Annotated in this window: 4 protein-coding genes; all 4 read right to left on the bottom strand. The window is 69.7% G+C overall.

Annotation, left to right across the window (positions count from 1 at the left end; translation table 11 throughout):
- Positions 1-47 precede the first annotated feature (47 nt).
- Genes NL241_RS17375 through NL241_RS17390 form a run of 4 tightly spaced genes read right to left on the bottom strand, consistent with a single transcriptional unit; the run spans position 48 to position 26,498 of the window.
- Positions 48-22,739: a non-ribosomal peptide synthase/polyketide synthase gene (locus NL241_RS17375; protein ID WP_494398192.1), complete on the bottom strand. Its 22,692-nt coding sequence runs from the start codon at positions 22,737-22,739 to the stop codon at positions 48-50.
- 50 nt (positions 22,740-22,789) lie between these two features.
- The gene (locus NL241_RS17380; RefSeq protein WP_494398193.1) at positions 22,790-24,574 is read right to left on the bottom strand and encodes an ABC transporter ATP-binding protein; all 1,785 of its coding nucleotides are present in this window, start codon (positions 24,572-24,574) and stop codon (positions 22,790-22,792) included.
- The gene (locus NL241_RS17385; RefSeq protein WP_494398194.1) at positions 24,571-26,262 is read right to left on the bottom strand and encodes an ABC transporter transmembrane domain-containing protein; all 1,692 of its coding nucleotides are present in this window, start codon (positions 26,260-26,262) and stop codon (positions 24,571-24,573) included. Before NL241_RS17385 ends, NL241_RS17380 begins: the two co-directional genes overlap by 4 nt.
- A complete protein-coding gene (locus NL241_RS17390; RefSeq protein WP_487694617.1) occupies positions 26,259-26,498 on the bottom strand; it encodes an MbtH family protein in 240 nt (79 codons plus the stop codon). The genes NL241_RS17385 and NL241_RS17390 overlap by 4 nt, the downstream gene beginning before the upstream one ends.
- Between the last annotated feature and the right edge of the window lie 62 nt (positions 26,499-26,560).

The raw sequence follows: 26,560 nt of genomic DNA on the forward strand, positions 1-26,560 counted from the left end.
CCGCAAGACGTTCCGTTCTCGCCTGCGGTTGTCGAATGCGTTGTGGCTCAGTCAGTTTCCTGCGAACTTGCTGTGAGCCGATCGAGCGATCCTCCTTGGTTCTGGTGTCCGCCCGCCAGTTCCTCGGCGATCAGCGGTCCGAGTGATTCGAGGGTGGTCTGATCCATCAACTCGGAATGCCGGCAGTCCAGCGGAACCACCCGCACCCGGCCCGTGAGGTGGTCCTGCCAGCACTGTGACGCGACGCCGTGCAAGTCCATCTCGAGCACGGTGGCGTCGACGAAGAAGACGTCGCCGCCGTAGCGTCCGTATCGAGCCGACGCCGTGAAGCGTTCCGCCGAAACGTAATTCTCGATCACCTGAGCGATCTGCCGGTCGTCGAGTACGCCGATCGCGTCATCGTCGGCGCGCACCAGCGCCACCGCCTCGGCCACCGAGATCCGGTCCCCGACGTCGACGGCGAAACCCATCTCCCGCAGCAGGCCGGCCAGCACCGCGTCGGGATCGAACGCGGCTCCGGGATCGTCGGCGACGTCGGTCCGGGCGTCCAGCATGCCGACCCAGCTGACGTCGCGGCCGCGCCTGGTGAGTTCCTGGGCGATCAGTACGGCCAGCGCCCCACCGAAGGACCAACCGAGCAGCCGGACCGGACCCGTCGGCGCCGTCTCGCCCACCCGGTCGGCGTAGTCGGCCGCCAGCTCGCCGATGGTGTCCGGCAGCGCCGCTCCGCTGAACACCGGCGATTGCAGCCCGTACAGCGGAACATTCGCCGGCAGAAAGCGTTTGAGCCCGGCGAACTGCCAGCTGAGTCCACTGGCCGGGTGGACACAGAACAGCGGCGCCTCGGTGCCGCTGTCGCGCAACGGCAGTACCGGTGTCAGGCTGGCGCCGCTGTGCTCTCCACCGGCGGCCATCCGGCGGTCGACATCGCGCACCGTCGAGGCCACCATCAGATCCGCCACCGCCACGTCGATACCGAATTCCCGCCGCAGCGCGGCCGCCAGGCGCACCAGCAGCAACGAGTGCCCGCCGAGTGCAAAGAAGTCGGCATCGATGCCGGTGACCTCCACCCCGAGCACCGAGGAGAACAGCGCACACAACTGCCGTTGCCGCTCCGTCGTGGGAGGTGTTCCGGTGGCACCGCCGGATTCGGGTGCGGGAAGGGCGTTGCGGTCCAGCTTGCCGCTGGGGGTCAGGGGAAACTCCGAGACCAGGACATACCCCGACGGCACCATGTGGCTCGGCAGAGCCGCCCCGGCGTGCCGGCGCAACTCCGCAGCCGGGTCAGGCTGCGACCGCTCGGCCGCAACGTAGTACGCCACCAACCGGCCCGCGCGGGCCACCACCCGGGCCGAGGCCACCGCGGGATGTGCGGCCAGCACCGCCTCGATCTCCGCGGGTTCGATACGCACGCCGCGCAGCTTGATCTGATCATCGGACCGACCCCGGTATTCCAGCTGCCCGTCGGTCCGCCACCGCACCACATCGCCGGTCCGGTACAGCCGCGCCCCGGCATCGAATGGGCTGGCGACAAATCGCTCCGCGGTCAGACCGGCGCGGTTGAGATACCCGTGCGCCAGCTGGATACCGCCGAGATAGAGCTCCCCGGGCGCACCGACCGGCACCGGCCGCAGGTACTGATCGAGCACATGGACAGCGACATTCCAGCCGGGCTCGCCGAGTGCGACCGGGCCACCGTCGGCCGTCCAGCCGAGCACGTCCACCGACGCCTCGGTGGGGCCGTACAGGTTGTGCAGCGGCACCGCGGAACCGAAGGCGGCGGCGAAGCGGGTGGCCAACTCGGTGGACAGCGCTTCGCCGCCAACGGTCACCCGGGTCAGCGACGCGCACTGCTCCGTCGCTGCCTCCTCGAGGAACAGCTCCAGCATCGACGGCACAAAATCCACCGCGGTGACCCGGTGTGCCGCAATCACATCCGCCAGATAACGGGGATCGCGATGGCCGCCGGGCCGGGCCACCACCAGCGTCGCGCCCACCCCGAGCGGCCAGAACACCTCCCACACCGAGGTGTCGAAGCTGATCGGGGTCTTGACCAACATCCGGTCCTCGCCGGTCAACGGATAGGCGTGCTGCAACCACGCGATCCGGTTGGTGATACCGGTGTGCGGTACCGCCACCCCTTTGGGACGACCGGTGGAACCGGAGGTGTAGAGCACATAGGCCCAACCCGCCGGGTCGACGGGCCGGTCCAACGGCGGTGCGGTGCCGTCCCGTACCGCACGCACCGCAGCCATGTCATCGAGCACCATGACGGGCCGGGTGTCCTCGACCATGTAGGACAGCCGCTCCGGCGGATACTCCGGATCCAGCGGCAGGAACGCTGCCCCGGTCTTGGCGACCGCCACCAAGGCGACCACGAGTTCCACCGACCGCGGCAAGGACACCCCGACCACATCGCCGGCTGCCGCACCCAGGGCGGCCAGCCGAGCCGCCAACTGATCCGACCAGCGATCCAATTCCGCATAGGTGAGGTGTTGATCCTCGAAGAGCACCGCGGTGGCGTCCGGCGTCCGGCCGGCCTGTCCCGTGACACCCGAGGCCAAGTCGGTGTGCTCGACGTCATGGTCAGTGGGTTTGTCTGCCGGCGTGGCGGGTTCGTCGTCGAGCAGGAGGTCGACGGCTGCGATGTGTTGGCCGGGCGCGGCGGCGAGCTGCCTCAGCGTGGACACCAACCGTCGCGCCAGTGTCGCCACCGTGGATTCGTCGAACAGGTCGCTGCTGAACTCAGCCATCACCGAGGCGGTGCTGCCCGCAGGCCCCTCGATCAGCGTGAAGCCCAGATCGAACATCGCCGCCTCGACGGGTGGTTCCAGCCACTGTGTGGGCAGGCCGAACATCTGGGTTGGCATGCCGTCGCGGCGGTGCGAGCCGACGAAGACGTTGAACAGAGGGTTGCGTCCGGCGACCCGAGGTGGGTTGAGCGCCTCGACCACATGCTCGAACGGCAGATCCTGATGAGCGAAAGCCGCCAGATCCGTGGCGCGGACCCGGCCCAGTAGTTCCTCGACAGATGGGTTGCCGGACAGGTCGATTCGCAGCACCACCGTGTTGACGAAGAAGCCGACGACCTCGTTCAACGCGCTTTCGTCACGTCCGGCAACCGGTGTGCCCACCACGATGTCGTCCCCGGCGCCCAGCCTGTGCAGCAGCACCGCGACGGCGGCGTGCAGCACCATCAGCGCGCTGATCTGCCGCTGCGCCGCTAACCTGCGCACCGCGTCGGCGACCTCGGCGGGCACCTCGATGTGCACCGCGCCGCCCGCACCGCTGGGACGGGCCGGCCGGGGCCGGTCGGCGGGCAGCGTCACCTCGTCAGGCGCACCGGCCAGGGTGTCGCGCCAGAATTGCAGATGCGCGTCACCGACCACCCCGAGCAGCTCCTGCTGCCACAGCGTGTAGTCGGCGTACTGGACGTCCAGCGGGGCCAACGCCGGGTCGGCCCCCGCACTGCGCGCACGGTATGCGCGGTCGAGGTCGGCCAGGAAGGGGCCGTCGGACCACTCGTCGGTGGCGATGTGGTGCAGCACCAGCAGCACCGTGTGATCCTGCGGCGCCGTCTCGAATATGTGTGCCCGAAGCGGGATCTCGGCGCTGAGATCGAACCGGTGGGCCGCGGTCGCGGCGATCCGTTCGTCGAGGTGGTGCGCCGCGCACTCGGCGAACTGCACATCGGGCCGGGTGCCGGGCGGCAGGATGTGCTGGAACAGCGCACCGTCACATTCGGTGAACACCGTGCGCAGAACCTCGTGCCGGTCCGCCACATCCGTCAGCGCGGTCGTCAGCGCCGCAACATCCAGACCGCCCGTCACGCGGAACGCCAGCGGATAGTTGTACGCCACACCGGTTTGGCCGAGACGGTCCAGGACCAGCAGCCGCGCCTGCGCCGGTGCGGCCGGGATCAGCCCGGGCCGTGGCATGGCCACCAATTCCGGGCGGGGTGGCTGCCCGGTCCCGGCGTGCGACTGCATCAGGGTCGCGAGTTCGGCCACCGTCCGGGCGTCGAAGACGTCGCGCAGGGACAGCTCGACGCCCAGCACCGCGCGGATACGGTTGATCAGCCGGATCGTCGCCAGGGAGTGCCCGCCCAGGTCGAAGAAGTCATCCTCGGCCCCGACCGCGGGGACGCCGAGAATCTCCGTGAACAGCTCACACAGCGTCTCCTCCTCGGGCGTGCGTGGTGCCCGGCTGTGTTGCCGCCGCGCCGCGTCGACCTCGGGTAGTGCTCGCACGTCGAGTTTGCCGTTGTCGGTCAACGGCAGCGCGTCGAGCACCGCGAGGGCCGAGGGCACCATGTATGCGGGCAGGTTCGCCGTCAGATGGCCCCGGATGTCGGTGAGCAGGTCGGCGGCTTCTGCGGCGTCTGTGGCGGCCACGACGTAGCCGACCAGTCGGTGCGAGCCCGGCGTGCTGGGGTCGGGTCGCGCGATCACCGCGGCCTGGGCCACGTCCGGGTGCTCGGCGAGCACTGTTTCCACATCACCCGGTTCGACGCGGTAGCCGCGGATCTTCACCTGGTCGTCGGTGCGGCCCAGGAAGTCCAGGTTGCCATCGGGCTGCCGCAGCACCAGGTCACCGGTGCGGTACATCCGGTGCTCGGCGCTGAACGGGTTGGCCACGAAACGGCCGGCGGTGAGGCCGGCCTGACCCAGGTAGCCGCGGGCTAGACCGGCTCCGGCGATGTACAGCTCGCCGGGCACACCGTCGGGCACCGGCCGCAGCCAGCCGTCGAGAATGTGGGCCTCGGTGTTCCAGATCGGTTGTCCCACAGTGGGGGAGCTGCTGTCGTCGGTGCCGCCGCCGAGGGTGTTGATGGTGTACTCGGTCGGGCCGTACAGGTTGTAGCCGTAGCTGGTCCGGCTGTCGCGCAGCCGTTCCCACACCGTGTTCGACACCGCTTCACCGCCGAGCAGGACCAGCACCGGGGCGTGGTGTCCGGATGCGAGCAGTCCCTGCTCGAACAGCAGGGCGGCGTAGGTGGGGGTGACGTTGATGACGTCGATCTGGTGCCGGTGGCAGTACGCGACCAGCGCGGTGCCGTCGCGGCGCAGGTTCTCGTCACAGATGTGCACCTCATGGCCCTCGATGAGCCACAACAGTTCTTCCCAGGACATGTCGAACGAGAACGACACGGTGTGTGCGATGCGCAGCCGGCGTCCGCCGGCTTTCGCGATCGCCGGGCCGAAGATGGCCTCGCGGTGGTTGAGGTGCATGTTGGTGAGCCCGCGGTGGGCGGTCACCACACCCTTCGGCCGGCCGGTCGATCCCGACGTGTAGATCACGTATGCCGGATCGTCGAGCCGCGCCGAGAACCCGTCCCAGTCCGACCGCGCGGCCCGCAGCCGCACGGTCACCTCGGGACTGTCGAGCACCAGCAGTGTGCACCCCTCGGGGACCAGGCCTGCGATGCGCTCGGCCACCGCCGCGGTGGTCAGCAGGTACGACGGCCCGGCGTCGGCCAGCATCACCGCCAGCCGCTCGTCGGGGTAGTCCAGCTCCAGGGGTAGGTACGCCGCGCCGGCCCGCAGCGTGGCGAACAGCGCCACCACAGCGGTGATAGAGCGTGGAACGGCCAGCGCCACGGTGGTTTCCGCGGTGCGACCGCATTCGCGCAACAGCCAGGCCAGCCGATTGGTGCGGCGGTCCAGCTCGGCGTAGTCCACGCTGTCGCCACCGCAGACCAGTGCCGTCTGGGCCGCCGATTCCGCGGCGCGCTCGGCGAGCAGGTCCATGACCGTCGCGTCGGGCAGGTGGTGTCGGGTCGATTCGCCGCGCACCACCAGTTGGGCTTCCTCGTCGACGAGCGCAAGGGGCACCGCCGCCAGCGGGTCGCTGCACTCGTGTGTGCCGCCGATGTACAGCAGCACCTGCTTCAGCCGGTCCAGCAGCCGCGCGGCGTGGGCTTGCTGCACCACATCGGGCCGGTACTCCAACTTGACCCACAGCCGTCGGCCGGGCGACGCCACCCAGGTCAACGGGTAGTGCGACGCGTCGATGGAATCGTGGCCGAGGATGCCGTGCTCGGCTTCCATATCGGTGAAGGTGTCGTCATCGAGGAAGTTCTGCAGCACGTACAGGCTGTCGAACAGTGGCCCGCCCCCGGAAAGCGCGCCGTTGTCACGGTTGTCGGCGGCCAGCGCCCGCTGAATGTCGCCCAACCCGAGATACTCGTGGTCCATCAACTCGAGCCGCTGCTCCTGCACACCGCGCATGGTGTCGCGCAGTGACCGGTTCGCCGCCAGACGAACCCGGGTGGGCACGGTGTTGAGGAACAGCCCGATCACGGCGTCGATCCCGTCGATCTCGGTGGGCCGCCCGGCAACCGTGGAACCGAACACCACGTCGTCGCGGCCGGTCTCGTACCCCAGCACCAGCGCCAGCGCGGTGCTGATCACCGCGTTGAGCGTCACACCGGCAGTGCGTGCCTGGTGGCCCAGCTGCGTGGTCTGCTCGGCGGTCAAGGTGAACTCCAGCCGCCGCGCCAGCGTCGGCGCGGTGCCCACCGCCTCGGGGACCAGCAGCGTCGGGGCGTCCAGATCGCCGAGGTGCCGGGCCCACACACGTGCCGACGCCTCCCGGTCCCGGATCGCCAGCCACCGCAGATAATCATCGAAACCCGCACCAGCAGGCACTGATTCGGCGCTTCGGCCGGTGCGAGCCGCGGTGTACTCGGTGAACAATTCACGCAGCAGCTGCTCTCGGGACCAGCCGTCGAGCAACAGGAAGTGGTAGCTGAAGATCAGCCGGTCATGGCCGGCAGTGCGCAGCACCGTGAAACGGGCCAGCGGAGGCCGGTCGAGGTCGAAAGTGCGCAGCCGGTCCTCGGCGGTCAGTTCCTCGACCCGGCGGGTCAACTCGTCATCGTCGAGACCGGTCAGGTCGACGACCTCGGGTTCGCAGACCGGGTCGGCGGCGATGACGGCCACCGGTGCGGCCAGGTCGTCGGCGTGGAAGCCGGCGCGCAATACCGGGTTTCGTGCCATCACGGTGCGGTAGGCACTGCGCAGCGCGGCCACGTCGAGCGGGTCGGCGAAATCGAAGACGTTCTGCACGATGTACACCGCCGCGTCGGAGTACCTCGCTTGGAAGTACACCCCTTCCTGCAGCGGTGACAGCGGCCAGATGGTCGACACGGCGTGTTCGGTCGACGCGCACACCGTGTCGATCTGATCCTGGGTCAGGTTCACCAGCGGCAGGTCCGAGGGCGTCAGCGCGGCCGCCGATGTGGTGGTGTCAGCGGCGTGTCGGCCGAGTTCTCGGAGCACCTCGGTCCAGGTGTCGGCCAACGCCGCGATGTCGTCACCGGAGAGCTCCCCGTCGGCGTAGGTGAACGTGGCGTGCAGCCGAGGCCCGGCTGCGGTGTCCGCGGTGTAGGCGTTGATCTCCAGCAGGTAGGGGGTGCCCAGGTCGGGGTCGGGTGCCACCCGCAGCGCCGTGGCCTCGGGAGCGGCGGCCCAGTCCCGGCCGGAGTCGACCTGCGACCGACCCAGGTAGTTGAACAGCAGTTGGGGCGCGGGCATCCGGCCCAGGGCCGCGGCGGTGCGGGGATTGCAGTACCGAAGCTGGCCGAAGCCGAGACCCCCGTCGGGTACGGCGCGCAGCGTCTCCTTGACGGATTTCAGCGCGCTGAGGTGGTCATCGGTGTGATTGGCAGACAGTCGCACCGGCGCGATCGCGGTGAACCATCCAACGGTGCGGGACAATTCCAGATCCGGCCAGCCGTCGCGGCCGTGCCGCTCGAGGTCCAGCACCAGCGCCTCGGCCGGTGCGCCTCGACCGAGCCGCCAGCGCCGCACCGCCAGCTGCACCGCGGTCACCAGCACCTCGGTCACGTCGGCGTTCGCCATCGCCGGAACCGCTGTCAGCAGCGGCCGGGTTTCGGCGACGGTCAGCCGTACCTCGTGGTCACGGGTGGCGCCGACGGTCAGTCCGACCGGCATCGCCTCCGGAATCAGTTCTGCGCCCGGTGCCAGCGTCGAGGTCCAGTGTTCGAACTCCGCCAGACGCGTTGCCTGCTGGGCGTTCTCGTGGACCGCCCTGGCATGGGCACGCAGGGAGGTCGGCACCGCGGCCAATACCGGTGGGCGGCCGGCCGCGACCTGGGTGTAGGCCTCGTGCAGATCGTCAGCCAGGATCTGCCAGGAGACGGCGTCCACGGCGAGGTGGTGCACCACCAGCAGGAGCCGGCCCTGTTGGTGGGCACCGCGGTCGAACCAGACCGCCTGGACCATGGCCCCGGTGTCGGGGTCCAGCCGTGCGACGGCCTGCTCCGAATGCACGCCGATGAGTTCTCGCAGTCGGTTGTCGTCGGCCGCCAAGGCGTCTACCCGCACCATCGACAATGGTTGTGCGGCAGTGATTTCCAGTGACCACAACATCGGCGCGGGGCGGTGCAGTTGTAGCCGTAACCCGTCGTGGCGGTGCACCACGGCGGTCAGCGCCGCCTCGAGGTGCTCCAGGCTGGCACCCGCCGGGGTGCGCAACAGTTCGGACTGGTTGAGCCGCGTGACGGTCCCCCCGAGTTCGGACAGCCGGTGCACGATCGGGGTGAGCATCACCTCGCCGTTGTCCTGCCCGGTGTCGTTGGAGGGTTCCCCCGGCACGGTCGCACCCGCCGCGGACAGGAGAGCCAGCGCGGCCGGTGTCCGGTGGGTGAAGACGTCCTGCGGTGTGATCTGTATGCCGAGGCGTCGAGCCCGGTTGACGAGCTGGATGGCGACGATGCTGTCACCGCCGGCGCCGAAGAAATCGTCGTCGACCCCGACATCGGTGCGCAGGATCTCGCTGCACAGTGCGGCCAGTTGTGCTGCCGCACCCTGGTCCGTCGCCGGGGTGGCCTGCGGCGTCTCCACCGGTTCGGGCAGCGCGGAGCGGTCCAGCTTGCCATTGAGTGTCAACGGCAACTGGTCCATCACGACGAATGCCGCGGGTGCCATGTAATCGGGTAGGCGCTGCGCGAGATGGGCACGCACAGCGGCGATGTCGACGGTTCCCACCAGGTAGCCGATCAACCGGGCCCGGCCGGTGGGGTCCTGACGGACCGCGGCGGCCGCATTGGTGACACCGGGCGCCGCGGCCAGCGCGGATTCCACCTCACCGAGTTCGATGCGGTACCCGCGCACTTTGACCTGGTCGTCGGAACGCCCGACGTAGACGAGGTCACCGGTGTGGGTCCACATCGCCGTGTCACCGCTGCGGTAGAGCCGCTCGCCGGCGGCGTCGAACGGGTTGGCCACGAACCGGGTCGCCGTCAGAGCGGGTTTGTGCAGATACCCGCGGGCGAGCTGCCCTCCGGCGACGTAGATTTCGCCGACCACGCCGACGGGCACCGGGTGCAGGGTGTCATCGAGCAGGTGGATCCGCAGACCGGGGATAGGTGCGCCGATCACGCTGTCGGTGCGGGCGGTGTCCTGGACTGCGATCGGCCGGTGGGACACGTGCACACAGGTCTCGGTGATGCCGTACATGTTCACCAGCACCGGCGCCTGCGCGGTGTGCCGCTCGTACCAGCGCGCCAGTCGGGTGGTGTCGAGTGCTTCGCCGCCGAACACGACGTAGCGCAGCGCCAGATCCGGTTGCCGGCTGCGGTCGGCTTCGATCAGTGGGTAGAACGCCGACGGGGTCTGGCTCAGCACGGTCACGTGTTCGCGGGCCAGGAGGTCCAGGAAGCGTTCCGGGTCGCGGGCGACGGACTGTTCCACCACCACCAGCCGTCCACCGTGCAACAGCGGACCCCACAGTTCCCACACGGAGAAATCGAACGCGGCCGAGTGGAACATCGTCCACACATCACCGGCCCCGAAGGAGAACAACGGGTCCGGGCTCTCGGTGACCCCGCGGAACAGGGCGGCCACATCGCGGTGTGTCACCGTCACCCCCTTGGGCACACCGGTGGAGCCGGAGGTGTAGATGACGTAGGCACCGTGGTCGGCGGTCAACGCGGTCTCGGGCAGCGGGCCGGTGGCCGGAAGAACCTCGGACAGCACCACTTCCGGTGTCTGGCCGGCGCGCCAACCCGGCTTGTCCACCAGCACACACACCGGTGCCGAGTCGGCGAGGATGTGCTGCAGCCGGGCCGCCGGTGAGTCCACGTCGATGGGCACATAGGTACCACCGGCTTTGATCACCGCGAGCAATCCGACGATGAGGTCGACCGAGCGTGGGATCGCCACCGCGACACGTGTCTCCGGGCCGACCCCGCGGCGGATCAGTTCGGCGGCCACGGCCGTGGCCCGGTCCTCGAGTTCGACGTAGGTCAGCTGGTCGGCACCGCAGCGCACCGCCACCGCATCGGGCCACTGACGCACCGACGCGGTGAAGGCCTCGGCGAGGGTGCGCTCGGGGCCCGGCCGCGATGTCGCGGCCCCCTGCTGCGCCCGCTCTCCGGGGGTGCGGATGTCGAGACCGCCCACCGGCTGTCCCGGCTGCTCGACGAACGCGTGGAGCACCTGCTCGATGCGCTGGGTGAACAACTCCGCCTCGCCGTCGGTGACCACGGCGGCGTTGTACTTGATCTCCACGGTCAGCCGGTCATCGAGATAAGCCACGAAAGACACCGGGTAGTGCGGAGAGTCGGTACCGGTGAAGCCGTGATAGCTCAGCAGATCCGGGTGGGCGTGGGCCTCGCCGGGCCGGGTGGGGAAGTTCTCCACCACCACCATCGTGTCGAAGAGGTCACGCACACCGGTGAGCCGCGCCAATTCGGCCAGGCCCACGTGCTGGGCATCGAGCAGGGTGGCCTGCTGATCCTGCAGGTCGGTGAACGCCGTCACGAGGGGCGTGTGCGTGTCCCACGACATCGGCACCGGAATGGTGTTGATCAGCAGCCCCACCAGCGTCTCGGTACCGGCGAGGTCACCGCCGCGCCCGGAGACCGTCGACCCGAACACCACCTTGCGGCGCCCGGTCATGCGCCCCAGCAACAGTCCCCACGCCCCGTGCAGGACATTGCTCACCGTCAGCCCGTGCTCGCGTGCGGTGTCGGTGAGGGCACCCGTCAGCTCGGGGGACAACCGCTTCACGCAACTGCGGTGTTCGCCCACCGCCGCGGACCCGGCGGGGAAGAGCTTGGTGGGCTCGACGCCGGCCAGTGCGCTCGACCACACCTGGTGCGCGATGTCGGGGTCGGCGGAGGTCACCGACTCGATGTGGTCGCGCAGGGTGACCGTCAGCGGTGCCGGTCCGCTGCTGCCCGTCACCGCCGCGTTGTAGTGCGCCACGATGTCGCCGAAAATCACCGGGTAGGACCAGCCGTCGGCGACGATGTGGTGCATGGTCTGGATCAGCCGGTGCCGGCCGGGGGACAGGGTCACCAGGGTGTACCGCAGCAGCGGCGGCCGGGACAGCTCGAAGGGACGCGAGAGTTCCCTCTGGGCAATCACGTTCAGATCCTGAGGACGGGCGCTGATGTCGATCACGTCGACGTCGACGGGGACCTGCGCCCAGATCACCTGCGCCAGCCGGCCGTCACGGCGCTCGAGGAACCCGGCGCGCAACCCCTGGTGCCGGTGCAGCACCGCTTGAACACTGTCGCGCAGCCGGAGGGCGTCGACGGTCCCGGTGAGCTCGGCGATCTGCTGAACCCGGTAGGTGTCCTGGTAGCCCTCGACCCCGGCGCCCAGAACATTGTGGAAGTACATGCCCTCCTGCAGCGGCAGCAGCGGCAGTATCTCCTCGACGGTGTCGGTCTGTTCCCAGTCGTCCAGATCGGCCTGGGTGAGCTCGATCAGCGGGAAATCCGATGGGGTGTGCCCGCGCAGTGCCGTGCAGCGGGTCAACGCGGTCAGCGCTTCGGCCCACAGCTGGGCCAGCGCGGTGATGTCGGTGGCCTCGAGCAGCCCGCCGGGCCAGGCCAGGGTGGCGCTCAGCACGGTGCCCTCGGGACGGTCCTCGGCCAGCGCGTTGATCTCGAGTGCCACAGCGGGATTCGCCGGGTCAACCCCTTCACGCAGCGCCCCGGTGTGCGCCACCGGCTCCCAGTCGGCACCGCCGCCGCCGGCGAACCGGCCCAGGTAGTTGAAGAGGATCTGCGGTGCAGCGCCGTGCACCGACCCATCGAGGTGACGCAGCGCCCCGAAACCAAGCCCGCGACGCGGCGTGGCCCGCAGCTGTTCCTTGACCGCCTTCGCCGCCGCAGCCAGCGGCTCGCCGCCTGCGAGTACCTGCGGCCAGCTCAGCTGTCCCGGATCGAGGCGAACCGGGTAGATCGAGGTGAACCAGCCGATGGTGCGGGACAGATCCAGGTCGCCGGGGAGCAGGTCGGCTTCGCGGCCGTGGCCTTCGAGGTTGAGCAGCGCCGCCCGGGCCTGCGGGTACCCGCGATCGGCCCGCCACTGTGCCAGGGCCAGCGAGAAGGCGGTCAGCAGCACGTCGTTGACACCGCCGTGCAGCGCGGCGGGTACCGCCGACAGCAGCGCCGAGCTGACATCGGCGGGTAGCGAAAAGCGGTGAGTGCGTACGGTTTCGGCGAGGTCGACCGCAGGATCGAGCGGGCGCCGGCCCAGGTCGGGGTCTTCAGTGGACAGGATCGAGTTCCAGTACGCCGCTTCCTCGCTGAAATCGAGCTGGGCGAGCGCGTGTGACCAGGTGCGAAACGACGTCGGGACATCATCGAGCTGGACGGGCCGGCCGGCGGCGACGGCCGCCCAGGCGCGGGCCAGGTCTTCACCGAGAATCCGCCATGACACACCGTCGACCACCAGGTGGTGGACCACCAGCAGAAGCTGCCCGGTCGAACCCGGGCTGTCGTACCAGACCGCGCGCACCATCACGCCGTGCTCCGGGACCAGTTCGGCGGCTGCGGCAGCGGTCGCGGCGTCGATGTCGCCGGCTGCCGGCACACCGTGGTGACGGGTCAGCAGCGGGGACGTTTGGCCGGGTTCAGGCACGGTCAGCGTCCAGCGGCCGGCGCTGCGATCCAGCCGGGCGCGCAGCATGCCGTGCGTGGCGACGACGGACCGGAGCACGAGTTGCAGCTGATCGGTGGTGATTCCGCGTGGCGTCGTGAGCACCATCGCCTGGTAGAAGTTCGACAGCGGTGTTCCGGCCTGCTCGGTTTCGGCGAGCATCGGGGTGGTGGTGATGGCCCCGACGCCGGTGTCTTGCCGGGTGCCGGCCTCTACCGCCACACCGGCGACCGACGCCAGCGCCGCGATGCTCCGGCGGCGGAACACCTCGCGAGGTGTCAGGTGCAGGCCCGCCTTGCGGGCGCGCCCGCACACCGAGATCGACGAGATGCTGTCACCACCGAGTGCGAAGAAGTCGTCGTCGACGCCGATATCGGCACGGTTCAGACCGAGGACTCCGGCAACCACCTCGAGCAGGATCTCTTCCCGAGGGTTACGCGCGGCCCGGGTTTCACCGCGGTTGGCCGCCACAGGCTCGGGCAGCGCAGCGACGTCGAGCTTGCCGTTGATGGTCAGCGGCAACGCGTCGACCACACCGAACCGGGCCGGAACCATGTATCCCGGCAGTGCCGCTGCCAGGTGGTCTCGCAGTCCCAGGATGAACTCGCGGTGATCTGCGGGCTCGGTGGAGGCAATGACGTAGGCGGCCAGCGTTTTCACCGGTGGGGTGGCGCCCGTGCTTCGCACCACGACCGCACACCGGGCCACCCCCGGTGCGGTGCTCAGCACCGACTCGATCTCCCCGAGTTCGATCCGGTAACCGCGGATCTTCACCTGGTCGTCGGCGCGGCCCAGGAAGTCCAGCTGCCCGTCGTCACGCAAGCACACCAGGTCGCCGGTGCGGTACATCCGGCCGCCGGGCACGTACGGGTCGGCCACCATCGCGGTGGCGGTCTGCCCCGGCCGGTGGTGATAACCGCGGGCCAGACCCGTTCCGGCGATGTAGAGCTCGCCGGTGGCGCCGTCGGGGACAGGTCGCAGGGCGGCGTCGAGGATGTAGCCCCGGGTGTTCCAGATCGGCTGTCCCACCGTGGGTGTGGCACTGTCCGCGGTGCCGCCGCCCAGGGTGTTGATGGTGTACTCCGTGGGGCCGTAGAGGTTGTAGCCCGCCGACGACGGGTGGTCCCGCAGAGTTCTCCAGACCAGCTCGCTGACGGCTTCACCACCCAGGAGCACCAGAACCGGCGGATGCCTGTCGGCGGTCTCATCCAGGAGGCCGGCCTCCAGCAGATGATGCGCGTAGCTGGGCGTCACGTTGATGACGTCGATCCGGTGCCGGTGGCAGTACTCGACCAGTGCGGGCGCGTCGCGGCGCAGTTCCTCGTCGCAGATGTGCACGCGGTGGCCTTCGACGAGCCAGAACAGTTCCTCCCAGGACATGTCGAAGGAGAACGACACCGTGTGCGCGATGCGCAACCGGCGGCCACCGGCCTTCGCGATGGCCGGGGCGAAGATCGCCTCCCGGTGGTTGAAGTACATGTTCGTCAGCCCCGCATAGGGGGTGAGCACTCCCTTGGGGCTGCCGGTGGACCCGGAGGTGTAGATCAGGTAGGCGGGGTGTTGCGACCGGTGCCGGCTGGTGGCAAAGGTGCCGAGTTCGCCGGCGGTGAGCGGGGTGTCCGGCAGCGCCGCGACGGTTGTCCGGGTCTCCGCGGTGTCGGTGGTGATCACGGCGGCGCCGCATTGGCCCGCGCTGTCGATCAGTGCGGTCTGCTCCGAGGTGGTGACCAGCAGGACGGGGCGCGCGTCGTCCAGGATGGTGCGTAGCCGGTCCAGCGGCAGGTCGAGTTCCAGCGGCAGGTACGCCGCGCCACTGCGCAGGACCGCGAACAGTGCCACCACCATGTCCATGGAGCGCGGCAGTGCCAGGGCGACAAAGGTTTCCGGTGCCGCGCCGTTGGCCAGCAGATGCCTGGCGAATCGGGTGACCCGGTGGTCGAACTCACGGTAGGTCAGCTCCTGGGAGCCGAACACCAGGGCGATGTCGTCGGGTTCGCGCTGCGCCTGCCTGGCGAGGAGTTCGGCGATGGTCACCGGCTCGACCGGCCGGGTCGTGGCGCCCCACCGGGTGTCCAGTTCGGCGCGGCGCGCAGCACCGAGCAGATCGACGGCCCCGGCCGCGGTGGCCGGTGCCTCGGCGATGGTCTGCAGGACGGTCAGGAGCTGATCGACCATCTCGTGGGCGCGTTCGGCACCGATCACCCGGTATTCGAGTTTGACGGTGAGTTCGGCGCCGGGGGTGAGCACCCACGTCAGCGAGAAGTGTGTGGTGTCGTGGTAGTCGACGTCGACGATGCCGTGCTCGGCCTCCAGGTCGGTGAACGTGTCGTCGTCGAGGAAGTTCTGCAACACCAGCAGGGAGTCGAACAGGCCGCGCCCGGATTCGCCTGCGGCGCGCTGGATCTGGCCGAGGCCCAGATGGTCGTGGCGCATCATGGTCAGGCGTTGTTCGTTGACGGCGCGCATGGCTTCCGCGGCGGTGACGGCGGGCGAGAGCGCCAGCCGCACCGGCACGGTGTTCAGGAACAACCCGATGGTTTCGTCGATCCCGGCCAGTTCGCCGGGGCGGCCCGCGACGGTGGCGCCGATGACGACGTCGGTGGTTCCGGCGTGGTACCCGGTGATGAGCGAGACGGCGGTGGTGACAACGGCGTTGAGGGTCACCCCGAGGTCGTTGGCGCAGCGGTACAGCCGCTCGGTCACCGCGCGTGGTACCTGCACGATGACGCGGCCCGGCTCGGACTCGGCAGCCGCGTCGGGGTGCCCCGGTTCCACTCCGCTGGCCAGCGAGGGGCCGCTCAGCCCGGATAGCAGGTCCCGCCACGCCTCGGTGGCTTCGACGGCCTTGGCTCCCCGGTCGTCGCCCAGCCAGGCCAGGTACTCGACCACCAGATCTCCGTGGGGGGCCACGGCACCGTCGGTTCCCCCGGAGCTGTACAGCGCGAACAGTTCTCGCAGCACCAGCTCCCGTGACCAGCCATCGAACAGCAGGAAGTGGTAGGTGAACAGCATCCGGTCCCGCCCGTCGGGCAGCCGGATCACCGTCACCCGCATCAGCGGCGGGTGCTCCAGATCGAAAGGCCGCACCCGGTCTTCGGCACCGGTGCCGTGGTCGCCGTCGATCACCCGGATCTGCACGGCGGGGTCGGTGTCGTCGAGGCTGCGGATCACCTGCACCAACGCGGTGGAGTCGCCGTCGTCGACGGTGTGGAATCCGGCGCGCAGCTGTGGGTGGCGTCGCAGCAGCGCCACAAAGGCCCGCTGCATCGCCTCGATGTCGATGCGCCGGTCGAAGTGGAAGGTGTTCTGTGCGATATAGGTGCCGGCGGTACCCGCCAGTGTGCTCTGGTAGTAGACACCCTGTTGGAGGGGCGACATGGCCCAGATGTCTTCCACTGCCGAGTCGGCGGCCAGACGCGTCAGGGTGTCCGCCGACAACGGGGCTGTTCCGAACCGCGGCACCGAGTCTGTGGCCGCCACCCCGGCGGCCGGCGTGGCGGCGATGAGGGCGGCCAGCCCGGCCGGGGTGCGGCGCCGGAACACGTCTTCGGTGGTGACCCGCACGCCCGCCCTGGCCAGCCTGCTGGTCACCCGGATAGCCGAGATGCTGTCACCGCCGGCGGCGAAGAAGTCGGCGTCGACGCTGATGGTCTCGCGGTCCAGCACACCGGCCATCACTTCGACGATCACCCGTTGCAGGTCGTCGGCGGGCGCCACCACCTCGCCGGTGGTGACCGTCGCCTGACCGGCCCGGGCTCGCAGCCCGGCGATATCGCGTTTCCCGTTGGGCAACAGCGGAATCGACTCGACCACGTGGATCACCGCGGGCACCAGATGCCGGGGGAGCTCATCGGCCAGTGCGTTGCGTACCTGTGCGCTGTCGAGCTCGGCGGCGTCGGGGACGACGAACGCGGCCACCGCCGTGTCGGTGCCCACCACCGCCGCTTCCCGGATGTCACCGCGGCGGGTCAGCGCCCGCTCGATCTCACCGGGCTCGACGCGGTGGCCGTTCACCTTCACCTGGCTGTCGGCGCGGCCGGCGAAGACCACCCGCCCGTCGGGCAGCCGGGCACCCAGATCGCCCGTGCGGTACATCCGGCCGCCGCCGGGGGCCGCGACGAACCGGGCGGCGGTCTGGCCGGGCGCGCCCAGATAACCGCGCGCCAGTTGGTGCCCGGACACGTAGATCTCGCCGATCACCCCGTCCGGAAGATCCCGCAGGGTGTGGTCGAGGATGTGCACACCTGCGCCGGGAACCTCGGTGCCCAGAGTGATACCACCGGTCTGCTCACCGCTGAGCACGTCCCCGGTGACCTCGGATGAGCCATAGGAATTCACCACCGTGGCGTGGGGGCAGCTCTGGTGCAGCAGGGCCAGTTGGTCGGGCTCGAGTGCCTCCCCGCTGACGATCCAGCGGGCCAGGCTGCGCACATCGTCGGGTCGTTCCTGCGCCAACACCGCAGCCAGTGACGGCACCGCCAGCAGTTGGGTCACGTGACGCTCGCGGACCAGCTGAGCCAGCGAGCCGCCGTCGCGGGATTCGGTATCCCCGGCAAGTACGGTGCACGCGCCGGCGATGAGACCGCCCAGCAGTTCTGTGGTGCCGTCGATGAAGGCCAACGAACTCTTGGCCAGGCGGATGGCCGCCGGCCACTGCGCCGCCGCCCAGGACAACCGGTTGGCCAGGGCGCCATGGGTTCCCACCACCGCTTTGGGCTCCCCGGTGGAGCCGGAGGTGTAGAGCACCGATACCGCATCGGAGGGGCTGAGCTCGACCTCGGGCATCGCGTCCGTGGCCCGGCCGACGTCACGGACGTCGACCACCGCGGCCCGCCCGAGGAGCAGGTCGGGCAGTTCGACGGGGCCTTGGTCGAGAGCTTGCCCATCGACGACGACGGCCCGGGGCCGCGCGTGCGCAAGCATGTAGTCGATGCGGGCGCGCGGGTAGGAAAGGTCCACGGGCAGGTAGGCGGCGCCGGTGATGATGGTCGCCCACAGGGCGGCCACGGCGTCGCCGGTGCGTGGCAGGGCCAGCGCGACGATGTCGCCGCGCTGCACCCCGGCGTCGATGAGCCGGGCGGCCAGTGCGGCGGCGCGGGATCGCAATTCGGCGAACGTCATCGAGGTGTCCCCGCACACCAGGGCGGGCTCCTCGGAGTGCGCGGCGGCGGCCCGGGCCAGCAGTTCGGTCACCGTGGCGTCGGCGGCGACCGGCGGCAGAGCTGCCCGGCCGGCACTGGTGAGCGTCAGGTCGGCGCACCGGGCCGACGGGTCCTCGGTCACCGTGGTCAGCAGGTGGACGAATGCTGCCGTCACCGCATCCGCGAAGTCGTCGCTGATCTGCGCGCGGTTGTTGGTCACCGTGACGGTGACGGTGTCGTGGACGGCGATCATGATGGTGAGCGGATAGTGCGGTGCTTCGATGACGTCGATCTCACCGAGGGCGAGGTCGGCGACGACGTGTGTAGTGGCGCCGAGGTTCTCGATGACCACCAGCGAATCGAACAATTCGTCGACACCGGCGATGTGATGTGCCTCCACCAGCGGCAGGTGGTGGTGTTCCACGACGCCGGACTCGAGGGCTGCCAGCCGCGCGGCGACCTCTGCGGCGGTGTTGCCGGCGGACCACCGGACGCGGACGGGGACGGTGTTGACCAGCAGGCCCACCATCGATTCGATGCCGGGTAGGTCTGCGCCGCGGCCGGAGACCACGGTGCCGAACACCACGTCGTGGCTGCCCGTCAGGCGCCCCAGGGTGAGCCCCCATGCGGTGTGCAGCCAGGTGCCGACACTCACCGAAGCCCGTGCCGCCGCTCCGGCCACGGTGTGGCGGGCGCCGGCGGAGGCCCGTCGGCGGCCGAAACCTCGTGCGGGGGAGCGGCTGTCGCGAGTCCCGTCGGCGGCGGCCAGGCGGGTGGGGCCGTCGAAGCCGGTCAAGGCCAGGGTCCAGGCGGCCCGGTCGGCGGCGCGGTCGACCTCGCTGCGGCCGTTCTGCCAGTCGGTGAAGCGGATGAACTGCGGGGCCGGGCCGGCGAAATCGGCGCCGGAGTAGGCGGTCAACAGGTCATCCAGCACCAGCGGCACCGACCATCCGTCCGCGACGATGTGATGCACCGTCTGGATCATGGTGTGGACGTCGTCGCTGCGCCGGACCAGGGTGTACCGCGTCAGCGGGGGACGGGCCAGGTCGAACCGGCGGTCACGCTCATACGAGGCACGCTGTGCCACAACGGTATCCGGGTCGGTGTGGCCGCGGGCATCCACCACGTCGAAGTCCGGGGGTTCCGGCGCGGCGTACACGGCCACCGGGGTGCCGTCGCCCAGTGTGGTGAACGCCGCCGACAGCGCGCGGTGCCGGTGCACGACGGTCTCGGTGGCGCGCTGGAAGCGTGCGAGGTCGAGCGGGCCGGTGATGTCGACGATCTGCTGCACCACGTAGGGATCGTGGCTGCGGGTGAAGCCGGAGTGGAAGTAGATGCCCTGCTGGGTCGAGGTGAGCGGTGTGACGTCCTGTAGGCCTCGGTAGCGCCGCTGCAAGTCGGTGACGTCGCCGGTGGTGAGGCAGACCCGGGAGAAGTCGGTGACGCTGTGGCCGGCGACGGTATCGCTGTGGGCGATCGCGGTCAGCACCTCGGTCCACAACTTCGCCAGGCGGGTGATCTCGGCCTCGGGGAGCACACCGCAGGGCCAGCTGAACGTTGCGCGCAGGACGACGCCCTCGGTGGAGGTGACGGCTTCGGCGTTCACCTCGAGCAGGCGGGGCAACGGCATGCTCGGGTCGCGGTCTTCGAGGACGGCGTCGCCGGCGAACGCCCACGGCCGCTCGGTGGTGTCGAAACGGCCGAGATAGTTGAACAGCACCTGCGGGGTGGCCGTCAGGTCCTGGCCCCGCAGATAGCGCAGTGCACCGTAGCTCAGGCCGTGTGAAGGCACCCGGCGCAGCTGGTCTTTCACCGAACGCACCGCAGCGCCGAGCTGGTGGTCTCCGGAAAGCGCAGCCCGCCAATCGAAATCGGTGTCGTGGAGGGCAACCGGATAGAGCGTGGTGAACCAGCCGACGGTCGACGACAGGTCGGGGTCTCCCGCGTACTGGGGCTCGCGGCCGTGGCCCTCCATCTCGATCAGCACCTCTGCACCTTCGAGATCGCGGTCGGCGCGCCACTGCCGCAGCGCGAGATACAGCGCCGCCACCAGGGCGTCATTGACGTGCCCGTGGATCCGGTCCGGGATGTCGGTCAGGATGGTCTCACTGACCGCCGGGGGCACCTCGACCGTGAGCCTCGATTCGGTGGCGACGGTGTCGATCTCCGGATCGAGCGGTCGGTCGCCCCAAGGCGTTTCGGTCACCGCGCAGGTCTGCTGCCAGTAGGCGTGATCGTCGTCGAACACTCCCGCTGCCGTCGCCTGGGTGAGCCCCTGTGTCCAGGCCCGCCACGACGTCTCCTCGGGCCGCAGTGCTGCGCTCTGGCCCGCGCTCACCCGGTCATGTGCCTGGGCGATGTCGTCGGCGAGGATGCGCAGTGACACCGCGTCCATGACGATGTGATGTGCCATCACCACCAACCGGCCCGGCGCCGAACCGCGCCGTAGCCAGCCGAAGCCGATCATGACGCCTGCTGCCGGATCCAGGGCCGCGACCAGCCGGTCGCGCAGCGCGCTCTGCGCGGTCACCAGGTCCTGATCGGTGGCCACGTCGACGACGGTGAGCGCAACCTCCGGCGGGGCGGAGGCGATGGTCAGTGCCGATGCGCCCCCGTGCGCTGACGCCCACAGCAGCGGGTGGCGCGCCAGTGCGGCGGCTAGCGCGGTCCGCAGTGCCTCCTCGTCCATTTCCGCCGGGGTCAGAAGCGCCATGCCCTGATAGAAACCGTCGAGCACGGAACCGGATGCCGAGGCCGCGATCTCGTCGAGCCATCGCAGGATCGGGGTTGCGGTGACGGGCCCGGTGGGTTCGAGGGCGGGGGTGTCGGAGGAGGCGACGCTGGTGTCGTGGAGCAGCGGCGCCAGCGCTGCTGCGGTGCGGTGGGTGAACATGTCCCGCGGCCGCAGTGTGTAACCGTGCGCCCGCAGCTTGCTGACCACCCGGATGGCAACGATGCTGTCGCCGCCCAGTGCGAAGAAGTCGTCGTCGACACCGACGGCTTCGGAGTCCAGCGCCTCGGCGAACGCCTGGCACAGTACTGCCTCCCGCGGCGTGCGCGGCGGGGTCGCCGCCGAACGCGGCGCCACCTCGGGGGCGGGAAGTGCCCGCCGGTCGGTTTTGCCGTTGGCGGTCAGCGGCACCCGGTCGAGGCCCACCAGCCAGGTGGGCACCATGTACTCGGGCAGCCGGGAACGGGCCCAGTCGGTGATGTTCCGTTGCAGCGCAGCATCGTTGGTCACCCCGTCGGCGGCCACCACGTAGCCGACCAGGTGATCGGCGCCGCCGTGTCGGTGTACGTTCACCACGGCCTGGCGCACCGACGGGTGGTCGGCGAGCTGCGATTCGATTTCCTCCAGCTCGATCCGGCGGCCGCGGATCTTGACCTGGTTGTCGGCGCGGCCCAGGAACTCCAGTGAGCCGTCCTCGGTCCAGCGGGCCAGGTCACCGGTGCGATACATACGTGAACCGCGGGAATCGAACGGGTTGGCCACGAAGCGGGAGGCGGTCAACGAGGGTGCGTTGACGTAGCCACGACCCAGCAGGAACCCGGCGGCATACAGTTCACCGCCCACCCCGGGTGGCACGGGACGCAGTGCGTCGTCCAGTACGTAGAGCTGGGTGTGCGGATTCGGTCTGCCGATGGACGTCGCGATCCGCTCGGCGCTGTCGCGGTAGATCACGTGTGAGACACCGATGGTCGCCTCAGCCGGTCCGTACCCGTGATACAGCGTGGTGGTTAGCTGCCGGCGGAACCGGCCGAACAGTCCGGGGGTCAGCACCTCACCGCCGCACCAGACGTGCCGCAGCGACGCGAGCGCGCTGGGCGCGCCGCCGCTGACGGTCAGGCGGTCGAGTTCCAGCAGAGTGTCCAGCATCGATGACACCAGGTACACGAACGTGACCCGCTGGGAGCGGATCAGCTCGAGGAGGTACTCGGGGTCCTTCTCACCGTCGGGGTCGGCGACGACGACGCGACCGCCGCTGGTCAGCGGCAGCAGGATCTCGTTGACCGAGATGTCGAACGACAGCGGGGCCTTGAACAGCGACGCGTCGTCGCGGCCGAACATCAGGATCTGATCACGTTGCCAGACAAGACGTTCGGCGATGGCGTCGTGCCGGATCATCGCACCCTTGGGCTTGCCGGTGGAGCCCGACGTGAAGATGACGTAGGCGAGTTGTGCTGGCTGCACCATCACCGCGGGCGCCTCGGCGGGGTGCTCGTCGTGGCGCCAGTCGTCGAGGTCCACCGGTAGCGTCGGCACCCCCCAGTGGGTGTCGTCGCCGGGGACCACCAGGGCTGCGACTGCGCCTGAGTCCGCCAGCACCTGTTCCCGGCGATGCTGGGGCCAGCCGGGATCCAGCGGCACGAACGCCGCGCCGGCCACCATGGCGGCCAGCACGCACACCACCATCTCGGCCGAACGCGGCACGCCGACGGCAACCACGGCTTCCTGCCTGCTGTCGGCCGTCCGGATCGCATGCGCCAGTTGTGTTACGCGCCGGTTCAATTCGCGGTAGGTCAGACTGCGTGTCCCGTGCGCCACCGCCACCGCTTCCGGGGTGGCGGCGGCTTGGGCGGCGAACAGTTCGGGCACCGTCGAGGTCCACTCGGGTGTCGAGTGGTTGTTCCATTCCTCGAGCAGTTCGGCGATGTCCAGCGAATTCGCGGTCACGTTCGGGCAACCTCTCGGTCGATGTTCGGTTCGGGGGCGCGGAGCTCGCCTCAGGTCGGCGTGCTCCAGGCCCGCCACAGCCGCGCGTAGCGGCCGTTGAGGGTGATCAGTTCGGTGTGGGTGCCGTTCTCGACGATCCGTCCGTCGTCCATCACGGCGATCTGATCGGCGGTCGCGGCCTGAGTGAGCCGGTGCGCGACGATCAACGTGGTACGGCCTTCGGTGGCCGCGGCCGCGGCGGCTTCGAGCTCCCCGGCGTGGGCGCTGCCCGCCTCGGCGGTGGCCTCGTCGAGCACCACGACTCTGGGGTCGGCCAGCACCAGGCGGGCCATCGCGATGTGCTGCGCCTGTGCGGCGGTCAGGGTGACGCCGTGCTCGCCGACCAGAGTGTCGAGTCCGTCGTCGAGGGCTTGCACCCATGCGCCGGCGCCGACCCGATGCAGCGCCGACCAGATCTCGTCGCGGTCGGCCTGGGGGGCGATCAGTCGCAGGTCGTCGATCAGCGGCCCCGAGAAGATGTGGACCTCCTGGGTGATGCTGGCGACCCAGCGGCGCAGTTCGGCGGGGGCGATCTCGGCGATGGGGACGCCACCGATGCGGGTCTGCCCGGCGGTCGGGGTCAGCAGGCCGGCGATGACCGCCGCCAACGTGGTTTTTCCGGCGCCGGTGGCACCCACCAGAGCACACCGGGTGCCGTCGGGGATGTGCAGCGAAACGTCGTGCAGGATCTCGGGTCCGGTGCCGTAAGCGAAGGACACGCCGTCGACGCGCACGTCGGCACCGGTGGGGATCGCGGTACCGCCGGCGCGCGGCTCAGTGATCCGCAGGTCGTCGGCGTGCATGTCGAGGACACCGACCAGCCGGGCCAGGCTGGCGGCGGCCTCCTGCGCCTCGTCGAAGGTGTACATCAGCATGCCGATGGGATTGAACAACCGGTGGAACATCAGCGCGGCCGCCGTGGTCTGACCGACGGTGACACTGCCGGATTTCACCAACAGGAAACCCACCACCAGAGTGGCTGCCAGACCGATGAATTCGGCGCGGTTGACCCGCCCGACGAGCCGGGTGAACAGGGTGAACACCGCGATGGAGATATCGCGGGCCCGGCCCGAGGCCCGTTCGATGTCACCGTAGTGCCGCTCGTGGGTCTCATAGGCGTCGATGGTCCTGGCGCCCTGGATGGACTCGACGGTCACCTGTGCGCGAGCGGCGATGGCCACCCGTTCGTCGGCGTACATCGGTGCCGACCGCGGCAGGTACCACCACAGGCCGGCGGCGTAGGCCGGAATGCACAGTGCCCCGGCCAATCCCAGCCGCCAGTCGAGGCTCGACATACCCACGAGTGTCACGACGCCCAGGAAGAACGCGTTGAGAATCGTCGGTAACACCTCGGAGGCGGACTTCGCCACGGTGGACACGTCGGCGCCCACCCGGGACAGCAGGTCACCGCGACCGCTCTCCTCGATCGTCGTCGCCGGCAGATGCAGGGCCCGGTCCAGGACGTCCTCGCGCAGGTCGGCCACGGTCTGCTCGCCGAGCCGGGTGATGAGATAGGTGGACAGGCCGGTACCCAGCCCGCCGAGAAGGGCCGTCACACCGATCACCGTCGCCAAGCCGACGAGGCTGCCCGCCGTGTCTCCGTCACGCACCCGGTCGACCAGCGACCCCAGCAGGTAGATCGGCACGGTCGACGCGGCCGCCGCGCCCAGGCCGATCAGCGCCGCGGTGGCGACACCGACGCGGCGGTCGCGCAGATCCGAGGCCAACCAGCGGCCGGTGCGACCGGCAGTGGCCACCGGAAGCACCGGCGCGGTGACGGATTCGCCCACGCTCACCGGACCACCAACTCCCGGTAATCGGCATGCCGGTCCACGAGTTCGTGGTGGGCACCCTCGGCACGCACCTGGCCGTCGACGATCAACACCACCCGGTCGGCGGCAGCGAGCAGGGCCGGGCTGCTGGTGAAGACCACGGTGGTGCGGCCCGTGTGGCCGCGCAATCGGCGCAACCCGTCCGCGATGGCGTGTTCGGTGACGGCGTCCACCGCCGTGGTGGGGTCGTGGAGCACCAGCACGTCGGGGTCGGCAACCAAGGCGCGCGCCAGCGTCCATCGCTGTCGTTGGCCGCCGGACAGGCTGGCGCCGCGTTCCACCACCGGATGGGCCAGACCGTCGGGGTGCAGGTGCACCACGTCGACGGCGCAGGACGCCTCGAGGGCGGCGGCGACCACCTGCGCATCGGGAACCGCGCCGGTGTGCAGGTTCGATTCCAGTGTGCCGCTGAACAAGTCGCTGTGGTGGTGTTCGACCAGCAGATGCGGGTGCCGTTCACCGGGTGCCAGCGCGTCGATGGCCTGCCCGCCGACCCGGACGGTACCGGTATCCCGGACCTGTCCGGACAGCACCTCGATCAGTGCGTTCGCGTCCCGCGGGTCGTAGGCCAGCACCGCGACGAACTCACCGGGCCGCACCGACATCGGCAGCGCGCCGTCGACGGTGAGCGTTCCCGGCGGCGCGGGTGTGGCCGCGGCGGTGGCCGACGGCGGTCCGTGCCGGGTGCTCGAGGACAAGACGGTGGCAACCCGGTTGGCCGAGGCACGGGCCTCGGCCACCCAACTCGGCACGATGGCCAGCAGGGAGAAGGGTTCGATGAGGAACTGCGCCAACCCGATCACGGTGATCAGCTGCCCCACCGACAAGCTGCCCTGGATGGCGAAGTACGCGGCCGCGACCGCCACCGCCATGGCGGCCAGTGCACCGGCGGCCGCCGCGGCACCGGCGTGCACACTCTGAATGCGTGCCGCCCGCAACGCCGCCGCGAGCGAGCGTCGGCTGGCTGCGCGGTAGCGTGCTGCGGCGTTGCCCTGAGCGCCGATTCCCGCCAGTGGGCGATGCCCACTGATGAGATCTGTTGCCAGTGCGGTCGCACGTCCGACCGCCGCTTGTTGATCCTCGACTCTGCGGGCTATCAACGGCGCGGTCAACTGCAGGCCGGCCACCACGATCGGCACCCCGATCAGCACCATCAGACCGAGCTCGAGATCGACGGTCAGCAGCACTACACCGCAGGCGATCGTCGCGACCACCGCTCCGGTCACGCGGGGCACGTAGTCCAGGACATACGACGTCTCGTCGGCGTCTGTCGAGGAGATCGACAGCAGCTCACCGGTCTGGAAATCCGTACGGATTCCCTGCGGATGCAGGATTTTTCGGCTCAGTTCGATGCGGAGAAGGTGCGCTTCGCGTGCGATCGCGAACATCAGCAATCGGGCTCCGAACCGGTACACGACGGTGAGCAGCACAAAAAGGGCCGCCAGCACGGCAATCCAGACGGTGATCGCGCCGACACTGCCGGTGGCAACCGCGCGGTCGACGATGACGCCGATCAGCACGGGCACCGACACCTCGCACAACTGATGTGCCGCGATCAGCCCTGAGCCAGGAGCAAGCCAGCGCAGATTACGGGACACCGTGCGGCGCAGGACCTTTGCGCCGGTCCAGCGGATCGGTTCAGTCGCGCTCAAGCCGGGGAGGTGGTGTCGGCGGCCATGCTCTCACGTAGCGAGCGGGGACGCATGTCGGTCCACTTCTCGTCGACGTAGCGCAGCGCGCTTTCCCGGTCGCTACCGTCGTCGCCCCCGAAGACCACCGTCCAACCGGCGGGGATGTCTGCGAACGTCGGCCACAGCGAATACTGCTCCTCGTCATTGACGAGGACGAAGAATCGTCCGTCTTGGTCATCAAAAGGGTTGCTAGACAACGCTTTCCTCCGTAACTTCGACTGGCACAGCCTGATGGCAGCCGAAACACGGTCGGCCGCTT

This window comes from Mycolicibacterium sp. SMGY-1XX, from assembly GCF_059132455.1.